The organism is Specibacter sp. RAF43 (assembly GCF_052114065.1).
In the GTDB taxonomy this organism is placed as follows: domain Bacteria; phylum Actinomycetota; class Actinomycetes; order Actinomycetales; family Micrococcaceae; genus Specibacter.
In genome coordinates this window covers 116,511-139,420 of the sequence record NZ_JBFREA010000002.1, presented here as the reverse complement: position 1 = coordinate 139,420, position 22,910 = coordinate 116,511, and the positions used below count along the sequence as shown (strand labels likewise).

At 70.7% G+C, this 22,910-nt stretch carries 22 protein-coding genes; 16 read left to right on the top strand and 6 right to left on the bottom strand.

Going from position 1 to position 22,910, the window contains the following annotated elements; genetic code table 11:
• The first annotated feature begins 97 nt into the window (after window positions 1-97).
• A complete protein-coding gene (locus AB4Y80_RS02245) occupies window positions 98-1,120 on the top strand; it encodes an isopenicillin N synthase family dioxygenase (protein WP_442211675.1) in 1,023 nt (340 codons plus the stop codon).
• Between the two features lie 405 nt (window positions 1,121-1,525).
• On the opposite strand, the gene AB4Y80_RS02240 is transcribed toward AB4Y80_RS02245, so the two are convergent.
• The 4 genes from AB4Y80_RS02240 to AB4Y80_RS02225 all read right to left on the bottom strand — a co-directional run bounded on the left by AB4Y80_RS02240 (window position 1,526) and on the right by AB4Y80_RS02225 (window position 5,658).
• Window positions 1,526-2,377: an ABC transporter permease gene (locus tag AB4Y80_RS02240; protein WP_442211674.1), complete on the bottom strand. Its 852-nt coding sequence runs from the start codon at window positions 2,375-2,377 to the stop codon at window positions 1,526-1,528.
• The gene (locus tag AB4Y80_RS02235) at window positions 2,361-3,380 is read right to left on the bottom strand and encodes an ABC transporter ATP-binding protein (RefSeq protein ID WP_442211673.1); all 1,020 of its coding nucleotides are present in this window, start codon (window positions 3,378-3,380) and stop codon (window positions 2,361-2,363) included. The genes AB4Y80_RS02240 and AB4Y80_RS02235 overlap by 17 nt, the downstream gene beginning before the upstream one ends.
• Window positions 3,377-4,585 carry a LolA family protein gene (locus AB4Y80_RS02230; RefSeq protein ID WP_442211672.1) on the bottom strand — a complete coding sequence of 403 codons (1,209 nt, stop codon included), beginning with the start codon at window positions 4,583-4,585 and terminating at the stop codon, window positions 3,377-3,379. The genes AB4Y80_RS02235 and AB4Y80_RS02230 overlap by 4 nt, the downstream gene beginning before the upstream one ends.
• A gap of 101 nt (window positions 4,586-4,686) precedes the next feature.
• On the bottom strand, window positions 4,687-5,658 hold the full coding sequence (locus AB4Y80_RS02225; protein WP_442211671.1) for a LysR family transcriptional regulator: 972 nt from the start codon (window positions 5,656-5,658) through the stop codon (window positions 4,687-4,689).
• Between the two features lie 136 nt (window positions 5,659-5,794).
• On the opposite strand from AB4Y80_RS02225, the gene AB4Y80_RS02220 reads away from it, so the two are divergent.
• The 15 genes from AB4Y80_RS02220 (at window position 5,795) to AB4Y80_RS02150 (ending at window position 21,632) form a co-directional block, all read left to right on the top strand.
• Window positions 5,795-6,673 carry an FAD binding domain-containing protein gene (locus AB4Y80_RS02220; RefSeq protein WP_442211670.1) on the top strand — a complete coding sequence of 293 codons (879 nt, stop codon included), beginning with the start codon at window positions 5,795-5,797 and terminating at the stop codon, window positions 6,671-6,673.
• Between the two features lie 5 nt (window positions 6,674-6,678).
• Entirely contained in the window at window positions 6,679-7,197 is a 519-nt protein-coding gene (locus AB4Y80_RS02215) for a (2Fe-2S)-binding protein (RefSeq protein ID WP_442211668.1), read from the top strand.
• On the top strand, window positions 7,194-9,587 hold the full coding sequence (locus AB4Y80_RS02210; protein WP_442211667.1) for an aerobic carbon-monoxide dehydrogenase large subunit: 2,394 nt from the start codon (window positions 7,194-7,196) through the stop codon (window positions 9,585-9,587). The genes AB4Y80_RS02215 and AB4Y80_RS02210 overlap by 4 nt, the downstream gene beginning before the upstream one ends.
• A 2-nt stretch (window positions 9,588-9,589) precedes the next feature.
• Window positions 9,590-10,531 carry an XdhC family protein gene (locus AB4Y80_RS02205; protein ID WP_442211666.1) on the top strand — a complete coding sequence of 314 codons (942 nt, stop codon included), beginning with the start codon at window positions 9,590-9,592 and terminating at the stop codon, window positions 10,529-10,531.
• Window positions 10,515-11,123, top strand: coding sequence for a nucleotidyltransferase family protein (locus AB4Y80_RS02200; protein WP_442211665.1), 609 nt, complete (start codon window positions 10,515-10,517; stop codon window positions 11,121-11,123). Before AB4Y80_RS02205 ends, AB4Y80_RS02200 begins: the two co-directional genes overlap by 17 nt.
• A complete protein-coding gene (locus tag AB4Y80_RS02195; RefSeq protein ID WP_442211664.1) occupies window positions 11,120-12,043 on the top strand; it encodes an AAA family ATPase in 924 nt (307 codons plus the stop codon). Before AB4Y80_RS02200 ends, AB4Y80_RS02195 begins: the two co-directional genes overlap by 4 nt.
• On the top strand, window positions 12,036-13,289 hold the full coding sequence (locus AB4Y80_RS02190; RefSeq protein WP_442211663.1) for a vWA domain-containing protein: 1,254 nt from the start codon (window positions 12,036-12,038) through the stop codon (window positions 13,287-13,289). Before AB4Y80_RS02195 ends, AB4Y80_RS02190 begins: the two co-directional genes overlap by 8 nt.
• Window positions 13,286-14,170 carry an AAA family ATPase gene (locus AB4Y80_RS02185; protein ID WP_442211662.1) on the top strand — a complete coding sequence of 295 codons (885 nt, stop codon included), beginning with the start codon at window positions 13,286-13,288 and terminating at the stop codon, window positions 14,168-14,170. Before AB4Y80_RS02190 ends, AB4Y80_RS02185 begins: the two co-directional genes overlap by 4 nt.
• A 3-nt stretch (window positions 14,171-14,173) precedes the next feature.
• Entirely contained in the window at window positions 14,174-15,316 is a 1,143-nt protein-coding gene (locus tag AB4Y80_RS02180; RefSeq protein WP_442211661.1) for a vWA domain-containing protein, read from the top strand.
• Window positions 15,309-16,475, top strand: a complete 1,167-nt coding sequence (locus AB4Y80_RS02175) for an XdhC family protein (protein ID WP_442211660.1) — start codon at window positions 15,309-15,311, stop codon at window positions 16,473-16,475. The genes AB4Y80_RS02180 and AB4Y80_RS02175 overlap by 8 nt, the downstream gene beginning before the upstream one ends.
• A gap of 89 nt (window positions 16,476-16,564) precedes the next feature.
• Window positions 16,565-17,104, top strand: a complete 540-nt coding sequence (locus AB4Y80_RS02170) for a (2Fe-2S)-binding protein (RefSeq protein ID WP_442211659.1) — start codon at window positions 16,565-16,567, stop codon at window positions 17,102-17,104.
• Window positions 17,101-19,482: a xanthine dehydrogenase family protein molybdopterin-binding subunit gene (locus AB4Y80_RS02165; protein WP_442211657.1), complete on the top strand. Its 2,382-nt coding sequence runs from the start codon at window positions 17,101-17,103 to the stop codon at window positions 19,480-19,482. The genes AB4Y80_RS02170 and AB4Y80_RS02165 overlap by 4 nt, the downstream gene beginning before the upstream one ends.
• Window positions 19,479-20,342: an FAD binding domain-containing protein gene (locus tag AB4Y80_RS02160; RefSeq protein ID WP_442211656.1), complete on the top strand. Its 864-nt coding sequence runs from the start codon at window positions 19,479-19,481 to the stop codon at window positions 20,340-20,342. The genes AB4Y80_RS02165 and AB4Y80_RS02160 overlap by 4 nt, the downstream gene beginning before the upstream one ends.
• Before the next feature lie 15 nt (window positions 20,343-20,357).
• Window positions 20,358-21,086 carry an SRPBCC domain-containing protein gene (locus tag AB4Y80_RS02155; protein WP_442211655.1) on the top strand — a complete coding sequence of 243 codons (729 nt, stop codon included), beginning with the start codon at window positions 20,358-20,360 and terminating at the stop codon, window positions 21,084-21,086.
• A gap of 75 nt (window positions 21,087-21,161) precedes the next feature.
• The gene (locus AB4Y80_RS02150; RefSeq protein WP_442211654.1) at window positions 21,162-21,632 is read left to right on the top strand and encodes a pyridoxamine 5'-phosphate oxidase family protein; all 471 of its coding nucleotides are present in this window, start codon (window positions 21,162-21,164) and stop codon (window positions 21,630-21,632) included.
• A gap of 2 nt (window positions 21,633-21,634) precedes the next feature.
• Here AB4Y80_RS02150 and AB4Y80_RS02145 read toward each other — a convergent pair whose 3' ends face one another.
• On the bottom strand, window positions 21,635-22,111 hold the full coding sequence (locus AB4Y80_RS02145) for a universal stress protein (RefSeq protein WP_442211653.1): 477 nt from the start codon (window positions 22,109-22,111) through the stop codon (window positions 21,635-21,637).
• A gap of 116 nt (window positions 22,112-22,227) precedes the next feature.
• Window positions 22,228-22,731 carry a pyridoxamine 5'-phosphate oxidase family protein gene (locus AB4Y80_RS02140; RefSeq protein WP_442211652.1) on the bottom strand — a complete coding sequence of 168 codons (504 nt, stop codon included), beginning with the start codon at window positions 22,729-22,731 and terminating at the stop codon, window positions 22,228-22,230.
• Window positions 22,732-22,910 lie beyond the last annotated feature (179 nt).

Sequence of the window (22,910 nt, the reverse complement as noted above, 5' to 3'; positions counted from 1 at the left end):
TTCAGCGTCGCTGCCGGCGGACTCCCTGGAGTACTCCGGCGCAACATGACGCAACATTCCTTCGCCTATTTCGGCGAAAGAGGGGCAGTCTAAGTACATGAGCACAACACGCACCTCGGTTCCCGTCTTGGATCTGTCGACCGCCCGCAACGCGGACGGCACCTTCAATGCCGCCTTCATCGACACCCTGCGCGACGCCGCGCACAACGTCGGCTTCTTCCAGGTCACCAACTATGGGGCGGCCGACGGCCAGGTTCAGGAATTGCTGGAAACCCTTGCCGGGTTTTTCCGCCTGCCCCTGGAGCAGCGCCTGGAGTTGGACAACCGCACCTCGGCGCAATTTCGCGGCTACACGCGGCTGGGCACCGAGATCACGCGCGGCCGGGCGGACTCCCGGGAACAGATTGACTTCGGCCCGGACCGCGAACCGCTGGCGGAGGTGCCCGCGGACCAGCCGTTCCTGCGGCTACAGGGGCGCAACCAGTGGCCGGCCGGGTACCCGGAGCTGGAGCGGGTGGCCCTTCAGTGGGCGGAGCTGATGTCCGGCATCGGCGCAGACCTGCTGGCCGGCATCGCCGTCGCGCTCGGCCAGCCGGAGGACTACTTCGCCGAGCCGTTTGCGCAGACGCCGGCCTGGATGGGCAAACTGGTCCACTACGTCGGCGGCCAGGTGCCCGAGGCCGGCACCCAGGGCGTGGGCTCGCACGCCGACTACGGCTTCGTGACGCTGCTGCTGCAGGATTTGATCGGCGGCCTGGAGGTTCAGCCGCACGGCCAAACCGAGTGGATCCCGGTGGAGCCGATTCCCGGGGCGCTGGTGGTCAACCTTGGGGAGATGCTGGAGGTGGCGACCGACGGCTACCTCATGGCCACCATCCACCGGGTCACCGCTCCCCCGCCCGGCGTGGACCGCTACTCGGTGCCGTTCTTCTGGTCCCCCCGGCTCGACGCCGTGATCGAGACCGTGCCGCTGCCGGCCGAACTGGCCGCCGAGGCGCGCGGGGTGAGCGACGATCCGGAGAACCCCATGCTCTCCTCCTATGGGGCGAACGTACTCAAGGGCTGGGTCCGCGCCCACCCGCAGACGGCGGCGATCCACTACCCGTCCCTGGGCGCCTAGCTGTACTTGGCTCGCCATGAATGGCCGTGCCTCTTCTCGGACCTCATCTGGAGAACAGGCACGGCCATTTCACCGTCGAACCGCGAGGAAAAGCCCGAGGGCACTAGCTGCGCACAGCGCCAGGAGACCGCCCGCCAGGAGCCCGAGCATCACGGCGGGAGTCGCATAACCCATAATGCTCAAGGCAATGAATGCCAGGGCAACGAGTATGGACGGCCCCACGATCGGTTCCACTTGCCGAAATATCCCGGCGACGGCCCGCGCCTGTGTTGGGAGTCCCCAAATCTGCAGGTACACGCAGAAACCCAAGAAAACACTGAGCGCTACGGTCAACGGTGTCGCTATTCCACGTCGCATGACGGCCCCCTGGGTAGCTGATCGAATTCACTTGTCCGGCCGGCCGGCTCAGGACAGCACGTCCTTCGTGGCGAACCGGCCATAGGCCAGGGCGCCAAACACCGCCGCATAGCCCAGCTGCAACAGGGCGTTCTCACCAAATGAGGTCAGCACGATCGGCTCCCGGAGCAGGTCGGCGAACCCGAGCCAGTGGTGGCTGAACAGCCAGGGGTGCAGCCAGTCCAGCTGCGGCAGCACGTCCAGGACCTGGGAGGCCACCGCCAGCACGACCGTGGCGGCCATGGCCCCCACCGGGACATCGGTCAGCGTGGAGATAAACAACCCGATCGCGGTGAAGCCCAGCAACGACACGCACACGTACGCCCCCACCAGCAGGATCCTGCCCTCGGCCGTCCAAACGTCCACCAGCTCCCCGGACAGCAGCGGCACCGGACCCACAGGAAACAGCAGCAGCCCAATCACCGTCCCGGCCAGCACGACGGCGGCCATGGCGGCCACGCAAAACGCGGCGGCTCCGACGTACTTGACCAGCAGGAGGCGGAAGCGGCCCGACGGCGCGGCCAGCAGGTAGCGCAGCGTGCCCAGGCCGGCCTCGCCGGCAATCGTGTCCCCGGCCACGACGCCCACGGTCAACGGCAGGAACAAGGGCACGCACAGGACCAGCGCCGTCAGCACCACAAACAGCCCGTTGTGCGTGATCCGGTCCAGAAATACCGGCCCCCGCCCCTGTGGAGGCCCCGACGTCAGCTTGACGGCGATCGCAATCAGGACGGGAACGGCGGCCAGTGCCGCCAGCATGGCCCACGTCCGGCGGCGGCGGAACAGCACGGACAGCTCCGAACGCAGCAGCGGCCAGGCGGACCGCCGCGGGGCCGTAGCCGGTTCACTGGGCAACGTCAAACCCCTCCCCGGTCAACTCCACGAAGCGGTCCTCGAGGCTGCCGGCGTCGACGGCAAAGCCGCGCACGCGCACCCCCGCCCCCACCAGGGCGGCCACGATGTCCTCACCCGCGGGCACGGCGGCACGCCGATCCGATGCGCCGGGCAGTTCCGAAGTGCCGGGCAGTTCCGCCGTGACCGTGTCACCGGACCGGCCCGGCCCCCGGAAGTCCGGGTCGGGGATCAGCCCGAGGCGCTCCAGCACGCCGCGGGCGGTTCCGGCGTCGGGCGTCAAGACCCTGATGCGCGTCCGGCCCTCGGCCCGCAGCTGCGCCAGCGTCCCCTGGGCCACCAGCGTCCCGGCCCGCATGACGGCCGCATGGGTGCAGATCTGCTCCACCTCGGCCAGCAGGTGGCTGGAAACGAACACGGTGGTGCCCTCCGCGGCCAGGGAACGGACCAGGTTGCGCACCTCGCGGGTGCCCTGCGGGTCCAGGCCGTTCGTGGGCTCGTCCAGGACCATGAGCTCGCGGGGGCGCAACAGCGCGTTGGCGATGCCCAGGCGCTGCTTCATGCCCAACGAATAGGCGTGCACTTTCTTGCCGGCCGCCGGCGCCAGCCCCACCCGGTCCAGGGCGGCGGCCACCCGGGCGGTGCGCGTGGCGGAGGGCGCGTGCCGGTCGGCGCTGTCGAGCCGGTGCAGATTCGCCCGACCGGAGAGGAAGGGGTAAAACGCCGGCCCCTCGACCAGGGCGCCCACGCGCGGCAGCACGGCCTCAAGGTCCCGCGGCATGGGGCGCCCCAGAACCGTGGCGGTGCCGCTGCTGGCCTGGGCCAGGCCTAGCAGCATGCGGATGGTGGTGGTCTTCCCGGACCCGTTCGGACCCAGAAATCCAAAGACCGCCCCCGCCGGAACACTCAGGTCCAGGCCCGTGACGGCGCTCTGGCGGCCGAAGCGCTTCGTGAGGCCGTGTGTTTCGATGGCGGGTGTGGAGGGTTGGGTGTCAGCCGGGCCGGGGCTCACTGGCCGGCCGCCGAGGCCGCCAGTGCCGACAATGCCGACAGCGGAACGGCGCCCACCAGCAGGCGCCCGTCGCTGGTCACCAGCGCCGTGAACAAGGACGTTGACAAGGCCCGGCCGCCGGGCACCGGGCGCAGCAACTGCCCCAGTTCCGGAGAGTCCGCCAGCTCTGCCGGGACGGATCCCGCGGGCGTCGCCAGGATGGTCGCCCATCCGGTGCCGTGCAGGGTCACGGCCGGCACCGGCCGGGTCCCGGCATGGGGTGCGGGCAGCAAGTCCCGCCCATGCGCGGGCATGTGGCCCGGCAGTTTCCCGGCCCAAGGTCCGGCGGACGGCAGCGCCTTGTCGGTGACGGTGGCACCTGGCGGCGGGGTGAAGTTGAAAAGACGCGCCGGCGGCGCCTGCAGCGACAACTCGGTGAAGCCAAGCTCAAACGCCGGTTTGTCCTGTCCGCGGGCCGCCACCCGCACCCGCAGCGCCAACCCGGTCCGGGCATCAACGGCGATGGCAACGTCGCCCACCAGGGTGGCCGGCGTGCGCGGGGTGAGCACGAGTTCATAGGCCGTGCGGCCCGCGACCGTGGTGTTGGGTCCGACGCTCACCTGCGTACTGGAGTCCAGTCCCTTGAGCAGTCCCGCGGCCAGCCGTTCCGGGGTAAGCGCCGCGGCATCCGGCAGTGCAGCATCCGGCAGGGCGGAATTAGGCAGTGCAGCATCCGGCAGGCCAAGTTGCGGCTCCGGGGACTCCGGGGCGCCCGCCGGCGGCAGGCCCTTGGCCGGCAGGGTCAGGCGGGTGGCCGCATTGGTGGCCGAGTCATAGGACCAGAGAATCCCGCCCTGGTGCACGAGGTCGCGTTCGGCCAGCGTATCCAACACCTGGACGCGCTGTTTGTTCGGGCCGTCCAGGTAGATGCGCAGGGTGTGCGGCGCCGTCAGCAGGCCCACCAGGGAGGCAATGCCGGAGGCCGAATCGGGGCCGCCGGCCGGTCCGGTGTCGGGCAGCTGGGGCAGGCCGAGCTCGGACGATTGTTTCAGCGTGCCCGAGAGCGCCCGGACATGGCTGCCGGCCAAGAGGGCCACCAGTTGGGCCGGCGTCTTGGCGGGCAGCGCCACGGGCGCCGTGGCCTGCAGCGGCCCGGCCAGCACGCCCGCGGCAATGACCGCGGGAATGGCCGCCGCGGGCATCCAATGCCGCCAGCGCACGGTCATGACAACCGGACCCACACGGGGAATCGCATGGTTTCAGGGTACGCCCTCCGGGGCCGCCCGCACCCGTACATCACCGCATTTTTGGCACGCCGCCGTGCCGCTCAGCTCCAGAGCGCGACATGGACCTTCGACCCCCGGTGCGCCAGGCCCCGGGACCCTTTCGAGGCAACCATCGCCGCGGTCGCCTCCGCCGTTGTGACGAACCGCTGCAGAGTCCTTGCATCATCGGTGGCCCGGGCATGGTCCAGCGTGCTGGCCCACCACAGCCCGGCGACGGGTGTCCCGGCCGCCGCCACCGGAACGAGGGAGCCGCCGGCGATCTCCGCACGCACGATGTGCTCAAGGGCGAGCATGATCCCCTCCCCGGCCCGGACGGCGGCGAGGGCGTCGGTCTCGCTGGCCAGCGGCACAATGTCCGGGGCCCTGCCCAGAGACTTCAGCCAGCCGCCCTCTTCGGTCAGCCCCTCGATGCCCCGCGGGCCGGCGAACCACTGGTGTTCGCACAGCCGCACGGCCTGGACCGGGCCGCGGGTTTTGGCCAGCGGGTGGGTTGGGGCCGCGACCAGGAACCGCCGGTACCGCAGGAACGGCACGGCCACCAAGGCAGGCCGGGATACCGACGCCGGCCGGGAGCCCAGGGCGATGTCATAGGCGTGGTCCGCCAGCAGTGCCGACACATCCGAGACAGCTTCGACCACCATGTCCACCGAAAACCCCGGGGCCCGCTTGGTGAAGACGTCCAGCAGCCGGCCCGCCGCGTGCTCGGCGAAGGCCGCCGTCGCGAGCACCCGCAAGCCGCCGGCGGACCGCTGCACGTGCGCCACCTCCCACCGGACCTGGTCGGCCAGGCCCACGATCTCCTGGGCGTGGTCGGCGAGTGCCCTGCCACCGGCGGTCAGGGCGATGCCGCCGCCGGCGCGCACGAACAAGGGATCGCCGAGGTCTTGGCGAAGGGCGGCCAGGGCGGAGGAGACGGCGGGTTCGCTGACCTCCAGGGCGGCGGCGGCGGCGCGCAACGACCCGAGCTTGGCCACGAGGGCGAAGGCCCGCAGCTGGCTCAATGTCATCGGCATGCCGTCATAACCTTTCACTTATGACGATATTGACACCCCGTAGCGGCAAGGGCAAGACTGACCCTTAATTGGCGCCCCGTCGGAGTCCCATGACCCGCCGGACGCCTATTCTTCGAGCATGGCGAAGGGGTGGATTGTGCAGATTCCGGCTCCATTTGACTACGCACGGGCCCGCGACGTGGCCCACGCAATTGAACTCCTTGAGCGCCACGGCCCGGAGTCCCGGTTGGTGGCCGGAGGGCACAGCCTGCTCCCCATGATGAAGCTGCGCCTGGCGCGGCCCGAGTGGCTGATCGACATCAACGACCTCGCGGAACTCGATTTCATCCGCCGGGACGGTGACACCGTGCGCGTCGGCGCCCTGACGCGGCACACGGCCCTGCTGGAGTCGGCCGCAATTGCCCGCTATTTTCCGATCATCAACGACGCCGAACAGGTGATTGCCGATCCGGTGGTGCGCAACCGCGGCACCATCGGCGGGTCCCTGTGCCAGGCCGACCCGGCGGAGGATCTTTCCACCGTCGCCGACGTGCTGGCGGCGGAGGCGGTCATCACCGGGCCCGGCGGGCAGCGGGTGGTCCCCATGGCGGACTTCCACCGCGGGCCGTACGAAACCGCCGTGGCCGCGAACGAGCTCTTGTGCGAGCTCCGCTTCCCCGTCCGCGACCGTGCGGGCAGCGCCTACGAGAAGGTGGAGCGCCGGGTGGGCGACTGGGCCGTCGTCGCGGCGGGGGCCACGCTCACACTGGCCGCCGACGGCAGCATCGACTCCGTGGCGATCGGGCTGACGGCGGTGGGGCTGGACGGAACGGTGGCCGGGATCGAGTCCGCGCTTCACGGGCGTCCGCCCGGGGAGGAGCTGTTCGCCGAGGCCGGGCGCATCGCCGCCGCCGCCTGCCACCCGGTGGAGGATTCGCGCGGCCCGGTGGACTACAAACGACACCTCGCGGACGAGCTCACCCGCAGGGTCCTGCGGCGTGCCTGCGCGCGTGCCGCCCAAGCACAGGAAGGCTGAACACCATGCAGATCAGCATGAAAGTCAACGGCGAGGACGTTTCCGTGGACAGTGAGCCGCGCGTGCTGCTCGTCCACTTCATCCGCGAAGTCTTGGGGCTGACCGGCACGCACTGGGGCTGCGACACCTCGAACTGCGGCACGTGCGTGGTGTTGCTGGACGGGCAACCGGTCAAGTCGTGCACCATGCTGGCCGCCATGGCCGACGGCCACGAAATCCGCACCGTCGAGGGACTCGCCGTCGGCGGCACCCTCGATCCGGTGCAGCAGGGCTTCATGGAGGAACACGGCCTGCAATGCGGGTTCTGCACCCCGGGCATGATGCTCACCGCCAGGGCGCTGCTGGACCGCAACCCGCACCCGGATGACACGCAGATCCGCCAGGCGATCTCCGGCCAGATCTGTCGGTGCACCGGCTATGCAACCATTGTCCGCTCCGTGCAGTGGGCCGCCGCCCACCCCGCCGCAGGCGCGTCCGACACCCTCCCCGCGGGCGGGGACGCCGCCGAGGAGGTGACGGCATGACCACCGTGTCTGAGCACGCCCCGAACCCGGCCGCCGGCGATCCGAGCCGCCCGATCGGGTACGGGCGCATCCAACGCAAGGAGGATCCGCGGTTCGTGCGCGGCAAGGGCACCTTCATCGACGACATCGTGCTGCCCGGCATGCTGCACGGCGCCATCCTGCGCGCCCCCGTCGCCCACGCCCGGCTCGTCTCCATCGACACGACCGAGGCCCTGGCCCACCCCAAGGTGCTCGCCGTCATCACCGGCAAGGACCTCGAAGCCCTCCACCTGGCGTGGGCCCCCACACTGTCCGCGGACGTGCAGGCCGTGCTCGTCACCGACAAGGTCCGCTTCCAGGGCCAGGAGGTTGCCTTCGTGGTGGCCCAGGACCGCTACGCCGCCCGGGACGCGCTGGAGCTGATCGACGTCGACTACGAGATCCTGCCCCCAGTCATGGACGCCCGCAAGGCGCTCGACGCGGACGCACCGGTCATCCGCGACGACCTGGAAGGCCGCACGGACAACCACATCTTCGACTGGGAGGCCGGGGACGCGGCGGAGACCGACGCCGTGTTCGCCGCGGCCGACGTCGTCGTGTCCCAGGAGATCGTGTACCCGCGCGTGCACCCCGCCCCCATGGAGACCTGCGGCGCCGTCGCCGACTACGACGCCGTGGACGGCCGGCTGACCCTCTATGAGACAACCCAAGCCCCGCATGCGCACCGAACACTGTTCGCGATGGTGGCCGGCATCCCCGAGCACAAAATTCGGGTCGTCTCCCCCGACATCGGCGGCGGCTTCGGCAACAAGGTGGGGATCTATCCCGGGTACATCCTGGCCGTGGTGGGCTCCATCGTCACGGGCCGGCCGGTCAAGTGGGTGGAGGACCGCTCGGAAAACCTGATGTCGACCTCCTTTGCCCGCGACTACATCATGCAGGGCGAGATCGCGGCCACGAAGGACGGCAAGATCCTGGCGCTGCGCACCAACGTCCTGGCCGATCACGGCGCGTTCAACGCCACCGCCCAGCCGACCAAGAACCCGGCCGGCTTCTTCCACATTTTCACGGGCAGCTACGACCTCGCGGCCGCGCACTGCAAGGTCACGGGCGTGTACACCAACAAGGCCCCGGGCGGGGTCGCCTATGCCTGTTCCTTCCGTGTCACCGAGGCGGTGTACCTGGTGGAGCGGATGGTGGACATCCTGGCCCGGAAGCTGGACATGGACCCGGCCGAGCTGCGGCTGAAGAACTTCATCCGGCCCGAACAGTTCCCCTATCCGAACAAGACCGGCTGGGTGTACGACTCCGGGAACTATGAGCCGGCCATGCGCCTGTCCATGCAGATGGCCGGCTACGACGAACTCCGGCGCGAGCAGAAGGAGAAGCGCGGGCGCGGGGAACTGATGGGCATCGGCATCTCCTTCTTCACCGAGACCGTGGGGGCCGGTCCGCGCAAGCACATGGACATCGTCGGGCTGGGCATGGCCGACGGCGCCGAGCTGCGCATCCACCCCACCGGCAAGGCCGTGGTGCGCATCTCCGTCCAGTCCCAGGGCCAGGGCCACGAGACCACCTTCGCCCAAATCGTGGCCGAGGAGCTGGGCATCCCGCCGGAGGACATCGACGTCGTGCACGGCGACACGGACCAGACCCCGTTCGGCCTGGGCACGTACGGCAGCCGGTCAACGCCCGTCAGCGGCGGTGCCGTGGCCATGGTGGCGCGCAAGGTCCGCGACAAGGCCAGGTTTATCGCCGCCGCCATGCTCGAGACCCGGGCCGAGGACCTGGAATGGGAAAAGGGCCGCTGGTTTGTCAAGGGCGATCCGGGCGCGGGCAAGACGATCGCCGAGATCGCCCTGGGAGCGCACGGCACCCTGACCCTGCCCAAGGGCATCGACGGCAACCTGGACGCCGAGGTGACCTACGACCCGCCCAACCTCACGTTCCCGTTCGGCGCCTACATCGCGGTGGTCGACATCGATCCGGGCACCGGCCACGTCAAGGTGCGCCGCTTCATCGCCGTCGACGACTGCGGGACACGGATCAACCCGATGATCATCGAGGGCCAGGTGCACGGCGGGCTGACCGACGGCGTCGGCATGGCGCTGATGGAAATCATCGCGTTCGACGAGGACGGCAACTGCCTCAGCGGCTCCTTCATGGACTACCTGATCCCGACGGCCATGGAGGTGCCGGACTGGGAAACCGGCTTCACCGTCACCCCCTCGCCCCACCATCCCATTGGCGCCAAGGGCATCGGCGAATCGGCCACCGTCGGCTCCCCGCCGGCCATCGTCAACGCCATCGTCGACGCCCTGGCACCCTACGGGGTCACGCACATGGACATGCCCTGCACACCGGCCCGGGTTTGGGCGGCCATGCAGGGCCGGCCAAGGCCGCCGATCTGACCATGCCCAGAAACGGAGAGTCATTGGCGCAGCGGGCGCAGGAGCTCATCAACCGGCGGGAGCCGTTTGTGCACGCCATCGTGGTGCGCGCCCAGCACCCCACGAGCGCCCATGCCGGCGACACGGCCCTGGTCCTGGCCGACGGGGTGATCGACGGCTTCCTCGGCGGCAGCTGCGTCGAGGCGTCGGTGCGCGAATACGGCCTGCGGGCCCTGTCCATGCAGGAGCCGATCCTGCTGCGCGTGGTCCCCGGCAAGCCGCGCCGCGTCCAGGAGCAGGGCGCCGTGGAGGTCACCAATCCGTGCCTGAGCGGGGGCGCCGTGGAAATCTTCCTCGAACCCAGGGTGCCGGCCGCCCGGGTCGTGGTAGTTGGGGCGAGCCCCGTGGCCGAGGCCCTGGCCGCCCTGGGCGCCGTCCTGGACCTGGACATGGAGCAGGCCACGGGGGCGGACATCACGGCACCGGCCGGCGTCGCGGCCGTGATCGTCGCCTCGCACGGGCGGGAGGAGGAGCCCGCCCTGGAGGCGGCGCTGCGGGCCGGCGTGCCGTATGTTGCCCTCGTGGCGAGCGAAAAACGCGGCACGGCGGTGCTGGCATCCCTCGACGTTCAGGAGAGCCAGCGCTCGCGCGTGCACTGCCCCGCCGGGCTGCGCCTGGGCGGGCATACGCCGGCGGAGATCGCGCTGTCCATCCTGGCCGAGCTGGTGTCCGTCCGCGCGCTCGAACGCGCCGCCGGGCCCCCGGCGGAGAGTGTCTCGGCGGACCCGGCGGATCGGGCCGCGGCGGACCCGGCGAGCGCCGTCGACCCCGTCTGCGGCATGAGCGTGGCCGCCGTCGCGGCCAGCCTGCACACCGACCATGCCGGGACTGTCGTGTATTTTTGTTCGGCCGCCTGCAAGACGGCCTTTCTGGCGGATCCGCAACGATATGCCGTCGCATCCTGAGCCCCGGATCGCCGGACTGGTCCTGGCCGCCGGGGCGTCGCGGCGGTTGGGCAGCCCCAAGCAGCTGCTCCCCTACGGTGACGGCGTGTTGCTGGACGCCGTCCTGGCCACCGCCCGCGCCAGCGGGTTCGCCCAGATTGTCCTCGCCCTGGGCGGGTCCGCGGAGCAGGTGCGCCGGACGGTGGACACCCGCGGCTGCGATGTGGTGGACAACCCGGACTACGAGGCCGGGTGCTCGTCCTCGATCGCGGCGGCGATGCCCGCCCTGGCCCCGGACACCGACGCGGTGGTCCTGCTGCTCGGCGACCAGCCCGGCGTCACGCCGGCAACGGTGCGGCGCCTGCTCGCCGGTCGRGGCGCCGCCGGCCTCGCGGTGTGCCGCTATGACGACGGCGTCGGCCACCCGTTCGTGTTCGGGCGCATCCTGTTCCCGGCCCTGGCCGCCCTGTACGGGGACAAGGCGGTGTGGAAGTTGCTCGAGCAACGGGCCGGGGAGGTCGTCGAGGTGGCCGTCCCGGGGCCCATCCCCCCGGACGTGAACACGGCGGCGGACTACGACCGGGTGCTCGCCCGGCTGGAACCTGCGCCGTGAGTCGCCCGGCGCGGGCGGGCGCGGAGGATGAGGTGCGCCGGCTGGTCCCCGATGTGGCCTCCCTCACGGCCGCCCTGGACGAGGGCGACTATCTCGCCGACCCCGGCCTGGCCACGGCCCTGTTCCTGTCCATCCGGCTCCCGCAACCCATCCTGCTGGAGGGCGAGGCCGGCGTCGGGAAGACGGAGGCGGCCAAGGCGCTGGCCCGGGTGCTGGGCACGCCCTTGTACCGGCTGCAGTGCTACGAGGGCATCGATGCCTCCGAGGCGCTTTACGAATGGAACCACCAGCGCCAGCTGCTGGGCATCAGGTTGGCGGAGGTCCGGGACCTGGACGTTCAGGAGGCCGATCTGTTCGGCGAACAGTACCTGCTGCGCCGGCCGCTGCTCCAGGCGATCGAACACCCCGGCCCCCGCCCCGCGGTCCTGCTGCTCGATGAGATTGACCGTGCCGACGCCGAGTTCGAGGCGTTCACCTTCGAACTCCTGGCGGAGGCGGCCGTGACCATCCCGGAACTGGGCACGGTGCGAGCGACCCACCCGCCCGTCGTCGTGCTCACGTCCAACCGGACCCGGGACCTCCACGATGCCCTGACCCGGCGCTGCCTGTACCACTGGATTGACTACCCCCGCCCGGAGCGCATCGCGGAGATAGTGCGCCGCCGGGTGCCGGAGAGCGCCGAGCCCCTCGCCCTCGCGGCGGCCACCGCCATCACCAGGCTGCGCTCCCTGGACATGGCCAAGCCGCCGGGCATCGCCGAGGCCATCGACTGGGTGTCGGCGCTGGCCGTGCTGGGCGTGGAGCGCCTCGACGCGGCCGCCGTGGAGCAGAGCTGGGGCTCGGTGCTCAAGAACCGCGACGACCTGGAGCTTGCCTGGGCCCGGGGCGCCACCTGGGTGGCCGGCACCGGCCGTGGGTGAGGGCGCACCCACGGCCGCAGGGACCGGCGTCGAGGCTGCCGCCCTGGCCGTCGGGCTCAGCACGGCCCTGCGCCGGGCCGGGCTGCCGAGCTCGCCGGACCGCGCGGCGTGGCTGGCCCAGGCCTTGCGGCTGGTCCCGCCCTCCTCCCGTGAGCCGTTGTATTGGGCGAGCCGGGTGACCCTGGTTTCCTCACGCGAGCAGCTTGAGGTGTTCGACGCCGTCTTCGCGGCCGTGTTTGACGGCCTCCTCGATCCGGCCGAGCGCCGCGGCGACACCGCCCATCCGCCGGCCGTCGCGTCCGCGGCCCGCACCCGAGGGTCGCCGGCCGAGCACCGCCGCGCCGGGACGGCCGGACGAGGTGCCCCGCAGCGGGTGCCCCTCGCCGCCCCCGGCGGGAGTGCCGACGCGCCCGGCACGGGGCGGGAGGCGATCTTGGCCATGGCCTCCTCCGAGGAGCACCTGCATGAGATGTCCTTCGCGGACCTCACCGCGGAGGAGACCGAGCGCATGCGGGAGCTGGTGCGGCGCATCGTGCTGGCCACCCCGCAGCGGCGCAGCCGCCGCACCCGGCGGTCCCGGCACGGCGGCGCCGTGCTGGACATCCGCGGCACCATCCGCACCGCGCGGCGCAGCGGCAGCGACGCCACCCGCCTGGTCTATGCGCGGCGTCGCACCCGGCCCCGCCGGCTGGTGCTGTTGTGCGACGTGTCCGGGTCCATGGAACCGTACACGCACGTCTTCCTGACTCTGCTCCAGGGAGCCGTGGCCGGCGCAAACGCCGAGGCGTTCGTGTTTTCCACCCGGCTGACGCGCCTGACCCGGCAGCTGTCCCTGGGCAATCCGGACCGGGCGCTGGCGCTGGCGGCCGGGAGCGCCCCGGACTGGGCCGGCGGCACACGGCTGGCCGAGAGCCTGCGCGCGTTCGTGGACACCTTTGGCCGCCGCGGGCTGGCCCGGGGCGCCGTCGTCGTCGTGCTCTCCGACGGCTGGGCGCAGGACGAGCCGGCCCAGGTGGCCGCCCAAATGGCGCGCCTGCGCCGCCTGGCCCACCGCATCGTCTGGGTCAACCCGCGCCTGGCCGGGCCCGGCTACCAGCCGCTGGTAGGCGGCATGGCCGCGGCCCTGCCCTACGTCGACGCGTTTGTCAGCGGCCACAGCTATGCCGCGCTGGCGGACGTGGCCGCGGCCATCGAGGGACGCGATTCCGCCCGCCCGGCCGGGCGGGGACCTATGCTGGTGYCATGACGAAGACGTCGATCAACTCCGCCACGTCGTTGGCGGACATGCTGGCCTCCACCGGGTACCTGGCCGACGAGGGCCTGGCCACCATCGTCTACCTTGCCCTGAGCATGGAACGGCCCCTGCTCCTGGAGGGCGAACCGGGCACCGGCAAGACGTCCCTGGCCGAGGCACTGGCGGAATCCTTCGGGCTGCCGCTGATCCGGCTCCAGTGCTACGAGGGCATCGACGCCTCCCAGGCACTCTACGATTGGGACTTCACCGCCCAGATCCTGCACCTGCGCAGCGTGGAGGCCGGCGGCGGGGCCGGGCTCAGCGTCGCCGAGCTGGAGAGTTCGCTCTACGACCAACGCTTCCTGCTGGCCCGGCCCATCCTCAAGGCGCTCCAACAGAGCCCGGCCGTGCTGCTCATTGACGAGATCGACCGGGCCGACGACGAGTTTGAGGCGTTCCTGTTGGAGGTGCTCTCCACCTACCAGGTTTCCATTCCCGAGTTCGGCACCGTCAAGGCGGACATCGCCCCCATTGTGGTGCTGACCTCCAACCGGACCCGCGATCTGCACGACGCCCTGAAACGGCGGTGCCTGTATCACTGGATCGACCACCCGGGGCTGGCCCGCGAGGTGGAGATCGTGCGCACCCGCCTCCCCCAGGTGCCCGCCCTGCTGGCCGAACAGGTGGTGCGTGTGGTCCAGGCGATCCGCGTCGCCGACGACGTGCTCAAGCCGCCCGGCGTCGCCGAAACCCTCGACTGGGCCCGGGCCCTGCACCAGCTGGGCCGGGCCGAACTGGACCTGGCGTCGGCCGCGGCCAGCATCGGGGCGCTGTGCAAGTACCGGGAAGACACCGAACGGGTCCAGGCGGCCCTGGCCCGGATGCTCGGCTGAGCCATGCCCGCCCTGAGGGAAGTCGCGGAGCCCGGCACCCGGCACAGCGCCGAGGAGATCCTGCTCGCCTTTGCAGCCGCCGTGCGCGCGGCCGGCGTGAAGGTGACCGCGGACCGGGCACGCAGCTTCGTCGACGCCGTCGGCCGGCTCGCCCTCGGGCAGCCCCTGTTGCGGCGCAAGGACGTTTTTTGGGCCGGCCGGGCCACCCTGTGCGCCGCCCCCGAGGACCTGCCCACCTACCAGCGGACCTTTGAGGCCTGGTTCGCCCCCGCCCAGGCGGCCGCCGCGGGCCCGGAGGCGTCGGCCGCCTCCGTCAGCCAGGCCGCCCTGGACGGGGACGGCGGCGGCGGGCCCGACGGTGACCAGGACCGGATCCGGGCGCTCGCCAGCCGTCGGGAGCTGCTGCGGCACCGCGACGTGGCCACCTTGGACGAGACGGAACGGGTGCTGCTGCACCGCATGTTCGAGGAGCTCGAGGTGCGCCTGCCCACCCGGGCGGGCCGCCGCAAGCAGCTGGATAGGCACGGCGACCTGGACCGGGTGCGGACCCTGCGCGACCAGCTGCGGCGCGGCGGGGAACCGGGGCCGCTGCGCCGCGCCCGGGCGCCGCGCAAGCCGCGCAGAATGGTCTGGCTGATCGATGTTTCAGGCTCCATGGCACCCTATGCGGACAGTCTGCTGCGCCTGGCCCACCGGGTGGTCGCGGCCGCCCCGCACCACGTGGAGGTCTTCACCCTGGGCACCCGGCTGACCCGGGTGACCGGGGCGCTGCGCGTGCCTGACGCCGACAATGCCCTGGCCCTGGCCGGGCGCACCGTCCCGGACTGGTCCGGCGGAACCCGGCTCGGGGAGGTGCTGCGGGCGTTCAACGACAGGTGGGGCCAGCGCGCGGTGGCCCGCGGCGCCGTCGTCGTCATCGCCAGCGACGGCTGGGAGCGCGGCGATCCGGCGCTGCTGGGACGGCAAGCCGAACGGCTGCACCACCTGGCCCGGCGCATCATTTGGGCCAACCCGCACCGCGGCAAGGCCGGCTACGAACCGGTCCAGTCGGGAATCAGGGCGGTCCTGCCGCACGTTGACTTGTTAATCGGGGGTCACTCAATGCAAAGCTTCAGGGAGTTGTTGGACGTGGTTGCCAATGCGTGAGGTTCTTCAGGATCTGGTGGCCGCCGTGGCGGCCGGGCACACCGTGGGGCTCGGGACGGTGGTGCGCACCTTCCGGTCCGCGCCCCGGCCGGCCGGGGCCGCCATGCTGGTCGACGCCGACGGCCGGGCGGTCGGCTCGGTCTCCGGCGGCTGTGTTGAGGGCGCCCTGTACGAGCTGGCCACCCGGGTGGTCCACGACGGCCGGCCCGTCCTGCAGCGCTACGGCATCAGCGACAACGACGCCTTTGAGGTGGGCCTCACGTGCGGGGGCATCCTGGACGTCTTTGTGGAGCCGGTCTCCGCGGACACCTTCCCGCAGCTGCCGCGGGTGGCCGAGGACGTTGCCGCCGGCCGGCCGGTCGCGATCGTCACCGTGATCGAACACCCCGATCCGGCGTGGCTGGGCCGGCACCTGGTGGTGCACCCGGACGGTTTCAGCGGCTCGCTGGGCAGCGACCGCGCGGACCACGCGGTCGGCGACGACGTCCAGGGCCTGCTGGCCGCGGGCCGCAACGCGACGCTCATGTACGGCCCGGACGGCCAGCGGCGCGGGGACGGCATGCGCGTGTTTGCGATCAGCTTCGCCCCCCAGCCGCGCATGCTGGTGTTTGGCGCGATCGACTTCGCCGCCGCCGTCGCCCGGCAGGGCAGCTTTCTGGGCTACAAGGTCACGGTCTGCGACGCGCGGGCCGTCTTCGCCACGGCCGCCCGCTTCCCGGTGGCCGACGAGGTGGTGGTGGAATGGCCGCACCGCTACCTGCAGGCCCAGCTGGATGCCGGGGCGGTGGATCCGCGCACGGTCATCTGCGTGCTCACGCACGACCCGAAGTTCGACGTGCCGTTGCTGGAGGTGGCGCTGCGCCACGACGTGGCCTACGTCGGGGCCATGGGTTCCCGGCGCACCCACCTGGACCGGCTGGACCGGCTGCGGGAGGCCGGCCTGGGCGACGCCGAACTGGCCAGGCTCTCCAGCCCCATCGGCCTGGACCTGGGCTCCCGCACGCCGGAGGAAACGGCCGTCTCGATCGCCGCCGAGATCATCGCCCTGCGCTGGGGCGGAAAGGGCGGGCGGCTGAGCAGCATGGGCGTGCGGATCCACCACGAACCGATGACCGACGCCGACCATGAGGATGCCGCAAACGAAGTGGGGACACCCTAACGCATCGGCGGGGTTTGATGTAGCGTGTGACACATTAGGGCTGGAGTCGGGCAGTCAGGCTCGTCCACCCGGGCGACAAGGAGATCTCAATGACGAGTTCACAATCCATCACCGTCGAAGTTGACGGCGTCACGTACACGGACACCGTCGAGCCGCGGCTGCTGCTGGTGCAATACCTGCGCGAACAACTCGGCAAGACCGGCACATTGATCGGCTGCGACACCACCAACTGCGGCGCCTGCACCGTCCATCTGGACGGGGTGAGCATCAAGTCCTGCACCATGTTTGCCGTCCAGGCCGACGGCCGCCGGGTCACCACCATCGAAGGCATGGCCCAAGACGGCAAGCTCGCGCCGCTCCAGCGGGCCTTCCACCAGTGCCATGCACTGCAGTGCGGCTTTTGCACCCCGGGGATGATCATGCAATCGGCGTCGCTGCTGGCCGAGAACCCCCACCCCAGCGACCACGAGATCCGGGCCGGCCTGGAAGGGAACCTGTGCCGGTGCACCGGCTACCAAAACATCGTTGCCGCCGTCCGGTCCGTGGCCGACGGAACGGTCGATGCCAACGTCGCCGTGACGGAACCGATGACCAGCGGCGATACCGAAACGGCGGGTGTGTCGGCATGACCATCACAGACGCCAGCGCGGAAATCGGCAAGGCCCGCCTCCGCAAGGAGGACGCGCACTTAATCACCGGACGGTCCCGCTACACCGACAACATGGTGCTGCCGGGCATGCTGCACCTGGCCATGGTGCGCAGCCCCTTCGCCCACGCAAAAATCACCGCGGTCGACGTCACCGCCGCGAAGGCCTCCCCCGGCGTCATGGCCGTGCTCACCGGCGCCGACGTGGCCGGGGAACAGGGCAGCCTGCCCAACGCCTGGCCCATCACGCCCGACCAGGTGGCGCCCGCCCACCCGGCGATCGCCGTCGACGAGGTCGCCTTCGCCGGCGAAGTGGTTGCCGCCATCGTGGCCCGCACCGCGGCGGCCGCCCGCGACGCCGTCGAACTTGTCGACGTCAGCTACGAGGAACTGCCCGTGGTGATGGACCTGGAGGAGGCGTTCACGGACCAGGTGCTGGCCCACACCGCGCTGGCCTCGAACAAGTCGGCCACCTGGGTTTTCGACTCGGGCCAGGCCGGGACCGGCAAGCCCATCAAGGAAGCACTTGCGAACGCCGAGGTGCTGATCGAACGCACCCTGTACCAGCAGCGGCTCATCCCGTCCTTCATGGAGCCGCGCTCGACCGTCGTGGACCCCACCGGCGAACAGATCACCATGTGGTCAGCCACCCAGATCCCGCACATCCTGCGGCTGATGCTGGCGCTGACCCTGGGCATCCCGGAAAGCAAGGTGCGAGTGATCGCCCCCGACGTCGGCGGCGGCTTCGGCGGGAAGCTGCAGGTGACCCCCGAGGAAGTCATCACCGTCCTGGCGGCGCGGCGCACCGGCAAGCCGTGCAAGTACACCGAGACCCGCAGCGAATCCCTGCAGGCCGGCCACCACGGCCGCGCCCAGGTGCAGCGGCTACGGCTCGCGGCGACGCGCGAGGGCATCGTGACCGGGCTGGACGTCAACCTGCTGGCGGACATGGGCGCCTACCTGGGCCTGGTCACCTCCGGCATCCCGATCCTGGGCGCCTTCATGTACAACTCGATCTACAAGTTCCCGGCGTACCGCTTCGAATGCAACAACGTCTTCACCAACAAGACTTGGACCGACGCCTACCGCGGCGCCGGCCGGCCCGAGGCCACGTTCGCGATCGAGCGGATGATGGATGAGCTCGCCACCGAGCTGGACATGGACCCGCTGGAACTGCGCGAGAATAACTGGATCAAGCACACCGAATTCCCGTTCGCCACCGTGGCGGGGCTCGAATACGACACTGGCAACTACGAGGCCGCCACGGCCAAGGCGGTGGAGCTCTTCGACTACGCCGGGCTGCGGGCCGAGCAGAAGCGGCGGCGGGAATCCAACGACACCGTCCAGCTGGGCATCGGCATCTCCACCTTTACCGAAATGTGCGGGCTGGCACCCTCCCGGGTGCTCGGCGCCCTCAGCTACGCGGCCGGCGGCTGGGAGCATGCCCAGGTGCGGGTGCTGCCCACCGGCAACATCGAGGTGGTCACCGGGTCCTCCGCCCACGGGCAGGGCCACGAAACCGCCTGGAGCCAGCTCGTGGCGGACCGGCTGGGTGTGCCATTTGAGAATGTGGAGGTGCTCCACGGCGACACGCAGATTTCCCAACGGGGCCTGGACACGTACGGTTCCCGGTCGCTGACGGTGGGCGGCATGGCAGTGCTGGCCGCAGCGGACAAGGTGATTGAGAAGGCCAAGGTCGTTGCCGCGCACCTAATGGAGGCGAGCGAGGACGACATCGAGTTTGGCAACGGCATCTTCACCGTCAAGGGCACGGACCAGTCGACCGCCTTTGGCGAGATCGCCTTCGCGGCGTTCTCCGCACACAACCTGCCGGACGGGTTCGAGCCCAACCTGGATTCGGATGCCACCTTCGATCCGGTGAACTTCTCCTACCCGCACGGCACCCACCTGGCCGCCATGGAGGTGGACACGGAAACGGGCCGGGTGACCATCCGCAAGTACGTGTGCGTGGACGACGTCGGCGTGGTGGTCAACCCGATGCTGGTGGAGGGCCAGGTGCACGGCGGCCTGGCGCAGGGCATCGCCCAGGCCCTCTTTGAGGAGGCCGTGTACAACGACGCCGGCACCCTGGTCACGGGATCGTTCGTGGACTATCTGGTCCCCAGCGCCCCGGACCTGCCGCACTACATCACGGCGCGCACCGAGACGCCCTCGACCACCAACCAGCTCGGCGCCAAGGGCGTTGGCGAGGCCGGCACCATCGCCTCGACACCGGCCATCGTCAACGGGATCCTCGACGCCGTACGGCACCTCGGCGTGAAGGACATCAAGATGCCGTGCACGCCATCTCGCGTGTGGCACGCCCTGCAGGATGCCAAGACCACCGGAGGAGTGCAATGATTCCCAGCGCATTTGACTACGCGGCCCCCGCCACCGTGGCGGAGGCACTGCAACAGCTCGCGGCGGCCGAGGCGGCCGGGGACGACGTGAAGCTGCTGGCCGGGGGGCAGAGCCTGATTCCGGTGATGAAGCTGCGCCTGGCGGACCCCGCCCGGGTGATCGATCTCGGGCGGATCGGCGAACTCACCGGCATCCGGGACGACGGCGACGCCCTCCTGATCGGTGCCATGACCTCGCACCACGAGGTGGCCACGCACCCGCTCGTGGCGGCGCACCTGCCGCTGCTGGCCAAGGCCACCGCAACGGTCGCGGACCCCCAGGTCCGCCACCGCGGCACCCTTGGCGGTGCCCTGGTGCACGCCGATCCGGCCGGTGACCTGCCCGCCCCCATGCTGGCGGCCGGGGCCACGTTTATTCTGGCCGGCCCGGGAGGGGAACGCCGGGTGGCCGCGGCAGACTTCTTCCAGGGCTACTTCACCACGGCCGTGGCCGAGGGCGAGATCCTCACCCACATCCGGGTGCCGAAATTCACCGGCTGGGGCGCACACTACGAGAAGTTCACCCGGGTGGCCCAGCAATGGTCCATCGTGGGGGTGGCGGCGATGGTCCGGATAGAGGGGTCCACCATCGCGGAGGCGCGCGTGGGCCTGACCAACATGGCCAGCACCCCCGTGCGGGCACTGGAAGTGGAGCGGGCCCTGGCCGGGGCTCCCCTGACCCGGGAGGCCATCGCGGCCGCCTGCGTGCATGCGGCCGAGGGGACCGACCCCGCCAGCGACCTGAACGGGGACGCGGCCTATCGGCGCCACCTGGCCGAGGTGCTCACCAGGCGGGCGCTCATCGCGGCCGCGGGCCTGTAGCGGGGAAAGGCAGTCATGGAACTCAAGCACCACTTCACCGTTCCGGCATCGCTTCAGGAAACCTGGGAGTCCTTCAACCGGCTGGAGGAGATTGCCCCGTGCTTCCCGGGGGCGACCCTCACCTCGGTGACCGGGGACGAATTCACCGGCACCGTCAAGGTCAAGCTCGGGCCCATCGCCATGCTGTATTCGGGTACGGGCGAGTTTCTCTCCCGGGAGGAGGCCACGCACACCGTGGTCATCAGCGCGGCCGGGAAGGACAAGCGCGGCAACGGCACGGCCGGGGCCACGGTGACGGCGGTGATGACGGCCGCCGGCGAGCACACCGACGTGGACGTCACCACCGACATGAACGTCACCGGCAAGCCGGCCCAGTTCGGTCGCGGCGTCATCCAGGACGTCTCGGACAAGCTGCTGGCACAGTTTGTCCAGTGTGTGGTCAAGAACGCCTCGGCCGAACCGGACCCCGGGGTTGCTGCTGCCCCCGGGTCGCCGGGGCCGGCCGGTGACCGGGGCCCGGCCGCGGCGGCCCTCGAGCCGGAGGGCGGGGACGGTGCGGGAGAGTCGAGGGGGGAAACCGCCCCGGCACCCACCTCGGCCATGCGTCCGGAGCCCGCATCCGCGCCCGAGCTGGACCTCGGCTCGGCCGTCTGGCCCGTGTTGGCGCGTCGCTTTGGCCCCGCCCTCCTGGGTGCCCTCGCCCTCCTGGCCCTGTTTGCCTGGCTGGCCCGGCGGCGGCGTTAGGCACGCAAGCCCGGCCGGAACCGGCGGGACTTTGTCCTCTACTGGCCCCGGACCGCGGCTCCTAGACTCGGCCCCATGACGACCCCACCAGCCCCCGCCGGCGCCTCGGACCTGTCCAGGGACGAATGTTGGCACTTGCTCCAGGGACAGGTGATCGGCCGGTTGGCGGTGGTCGTGGAAGACCACCCGGAAATCTTTCCGGTGAACTACGCCGTGGACAACGGCTCGCTGCTTTTCCGCACGGCGGAGGGAACCAAGCTGTATGGTTCCCTCAACAACACCCCGGTCGCCTTCGAGGTGGACGGCTACGACCCGCACACCGAACAGGCCTGGAGCGTTGTTCTGCGGGGGCGGGCCGAACAGCTGAAGCCGGCCACCGGGCTAGCCGACGCCAGGGCCCTGCCGCTGGAGCCGTGGCAGCCCGGCCGCAAGGAGCATCTGGTGCGCATCTACGCGCTGAGCCTGAGCGGGCGTCGTTTTCGGGTCACGAGGCCCGACCTTTGGAGCACCCCGCTGGGGGATGCGCGGCGTGCATCCTTCGAGTAGTGCTACCGGCCGCCGGGGTCGGTGCCGGCGTCTTCGTCGGCCAGGGCGTCTCGGGGCACGACCAGCACGGGGCAGCGGGCATGGGCCACGCAGGCCGAGCTGACGGAGCCAAGCAGCAGTCCGGCAAAGCCGCCGCGGCCCCGCCGCCCCACGACCAGCATCTCGGCGCCGTCGCTTGCCGCTATGAGGGTTGGTCGGGGCAGTCCCTGCACCAGGCGCGTCGAGACGTTCTTGGGAAGGTCGACTCCAAACGCCGCCACCATCGTTTCGTCCAAGAGCTCCCGGGCACCCTCCTCAAGATTCAGGCTGCCCAAGGCGTAAGGCAGGGCCACGGCAGTGGGGACGCTCCAACACGCCACGGCCTCGACCCGGGCCCCCGTTGCCCCGGCCATACGCCTGGCTGCCCGAAGAGCGGCGATGGATTCCACGGAACCGTCAACCCCCACGACGATCCGCGCCGCACCATTGTCCTTGGCCACGATTTCCCCTCCCTGCGTTCGGATGGCATCACGACGTCAATGCCGGCGGGCCCGGTCGCAACAGACCGGGTTCACAACGAACCATACACTGCCCGCATCGGGGATTCTGCCGTCCCTTAGGCTCCCGGCCGTGACTCCGCTCCCGGGCCGCCTGGCTCCGCTCCCGGGCTGCCTGGCTCCCGCGGCGACCACCATCTCCCGGGCGGGCTCGTCACAAAACGCCGCCCGGTTACTGCCGTGGGCAGAATGCGGAAGACATGATCCTTGACCCCGGGCTCCCAGGGCAGGAGCTTGTGGTCCACCAGATCCCGGGACGGGTCGTCGTCCGGGACCGGCTCCGGGCGGCCCTTCACAATGACGCTCCACGCAATGGTGCCGTAGGCATTGAACCCGTCAGCCTCCAGGACGGCGGGTCCCCCTGCCCGGAGGGCATCCAGCTTGGTTCCCGGGCCTGTTCGAATGATGACGGTCCCGTCCTCGGGCAGGTAGTTCACCGGAAAGATCTCCGGTCCCAGAGGACCCACAACCGCCAGCCGGCCGATGGACGACGATCGCAGGGACCTCCAGCACTCATGTATTTCCAGAACTGTTGATTCCGGGGCTGTCTCCGAGGCATCCATGAGGCCGAGCCTACCCACCCGGAGGGCGGTGCAGTAGGGCAGAAGGTCCCCGGGCCCCTTCCCGAAAATGCCCGGTCACGGCGGGATTGGCGGTTTGCGCCTAGACTCGGTAACTACCGCGGCGCGGGTGCGCGCATGGTGTCCCGCCCCCAGTCCACAACCCCAGCAAAAGGAGCACC

Bases quoted from the DNA above. Each gene is read 5' to 3' on its own strand.
- AB4Y80_RS02245 (WP_442211675.1), top strand. From the start codon at position 98: ATGAGCACAACACGCACCTCGGTTCCCGTCTTGGATCTGTCGACCGCC.
- AB4Y80_RS02230 (WP_442211672.1), bottom strand. From the start codon at position 4,585: ATGACCGTGCGCTGGCGGCATTGGATGCCCGCGGCGGCCATTCCCGCG.
- AB4Y80_RS02225 (WP_442211671.1), bottom strand. From the start codon at position 5,658: ATGCCGATGACATTGAGCCAGCTGCGGGCCTTCGCCCTCGTGGCCAAG.
- AB4Y80_RS02215 (WP_442211668.1), top strand. From the start codon at position 6,679: ATGCAGATCAGCATGAAAGTCAACGGCGAGGACGTTTCCGTGGACAGT.
- AB4Y80_RS02210 (WP_442211667.1), top strand. From the start codon at position 7,194: ATGACCACCGTGTCTGAGCACGCCCCGAACCCGGCCGCCGGCGATCCG.
- AB4Y80_RS02205 (WP_442211666.1), top strand. From the start codon at position 9,590: ATGCCCAGAAACGGAGAGTCATTGGCGCAGCGGGCGCAGGAGCTCATC.
- AB4Y80_RS02185 (WP_442211662.1), top strand. From the start codon at position 13,286: ATGACGAAGACGTCGATCAACTCCGCCACGTCGTTGGCGGACATGCTG.
- AB4Y80_RS02180 (WP_442211661.1), top strand. From the start codon at position 14,174: ATGCCCGCCCTGAGGGAAGTCGCGGAGCCCGGCACCCGGCACAGCGCC.
- AB4Y80_RS02175 (WP_442211660.1), top strand. From the start codon at position 15,309: ATGCGTGAGGTTCTTCAGGATCTGGTGGCCGCCGTGGCGGCCGGGCAC.
- AB4Y80_RS02170 (WP_442211659.1), top strand. From the start codon at position 16,565: ATGACGAGTTCACAATCCATCACCGTCGAAGTTGACGGCGTCACGTAC.
- AB4Y80_RS02165 (WP_442211657.1), top strand. From the start codon at position 17,101: ATGACCATCACAGACGCCAGCGCGGAAATCGGCAAGGCCCGCCTCCGC.
- AB4Y80_RS02160 (WP_442211656.1), top strand. From the start codon at position 19,479: ATGATTCCCAGCGCATTTGACTACGCGGCCCCCGCCACCGTGGCGGAG.
- AB4Y80_RS02155 (WP_442211655.1), top strand. From the start codon at position 20,358: ATGGAACTCAAGCACCACTTCACCGTTCCGGCATCGCTTCAGGAAACC.
- AB4Y80_RS02150 (WP_442211654.1), top strand. From the start codon at position 21,162: ATGACGACCCCACCAGCCCCCGCCGGCGCCTCGGACCTGTCCAGGGAC.
- AB4Y80_RS02140 (WP_442211652.1), bottom strand. From the start codon at position 22,731: ATGGATGCCTCGGAGACAGCCCCGGAATCAACAGTTCTGGAAATACAT.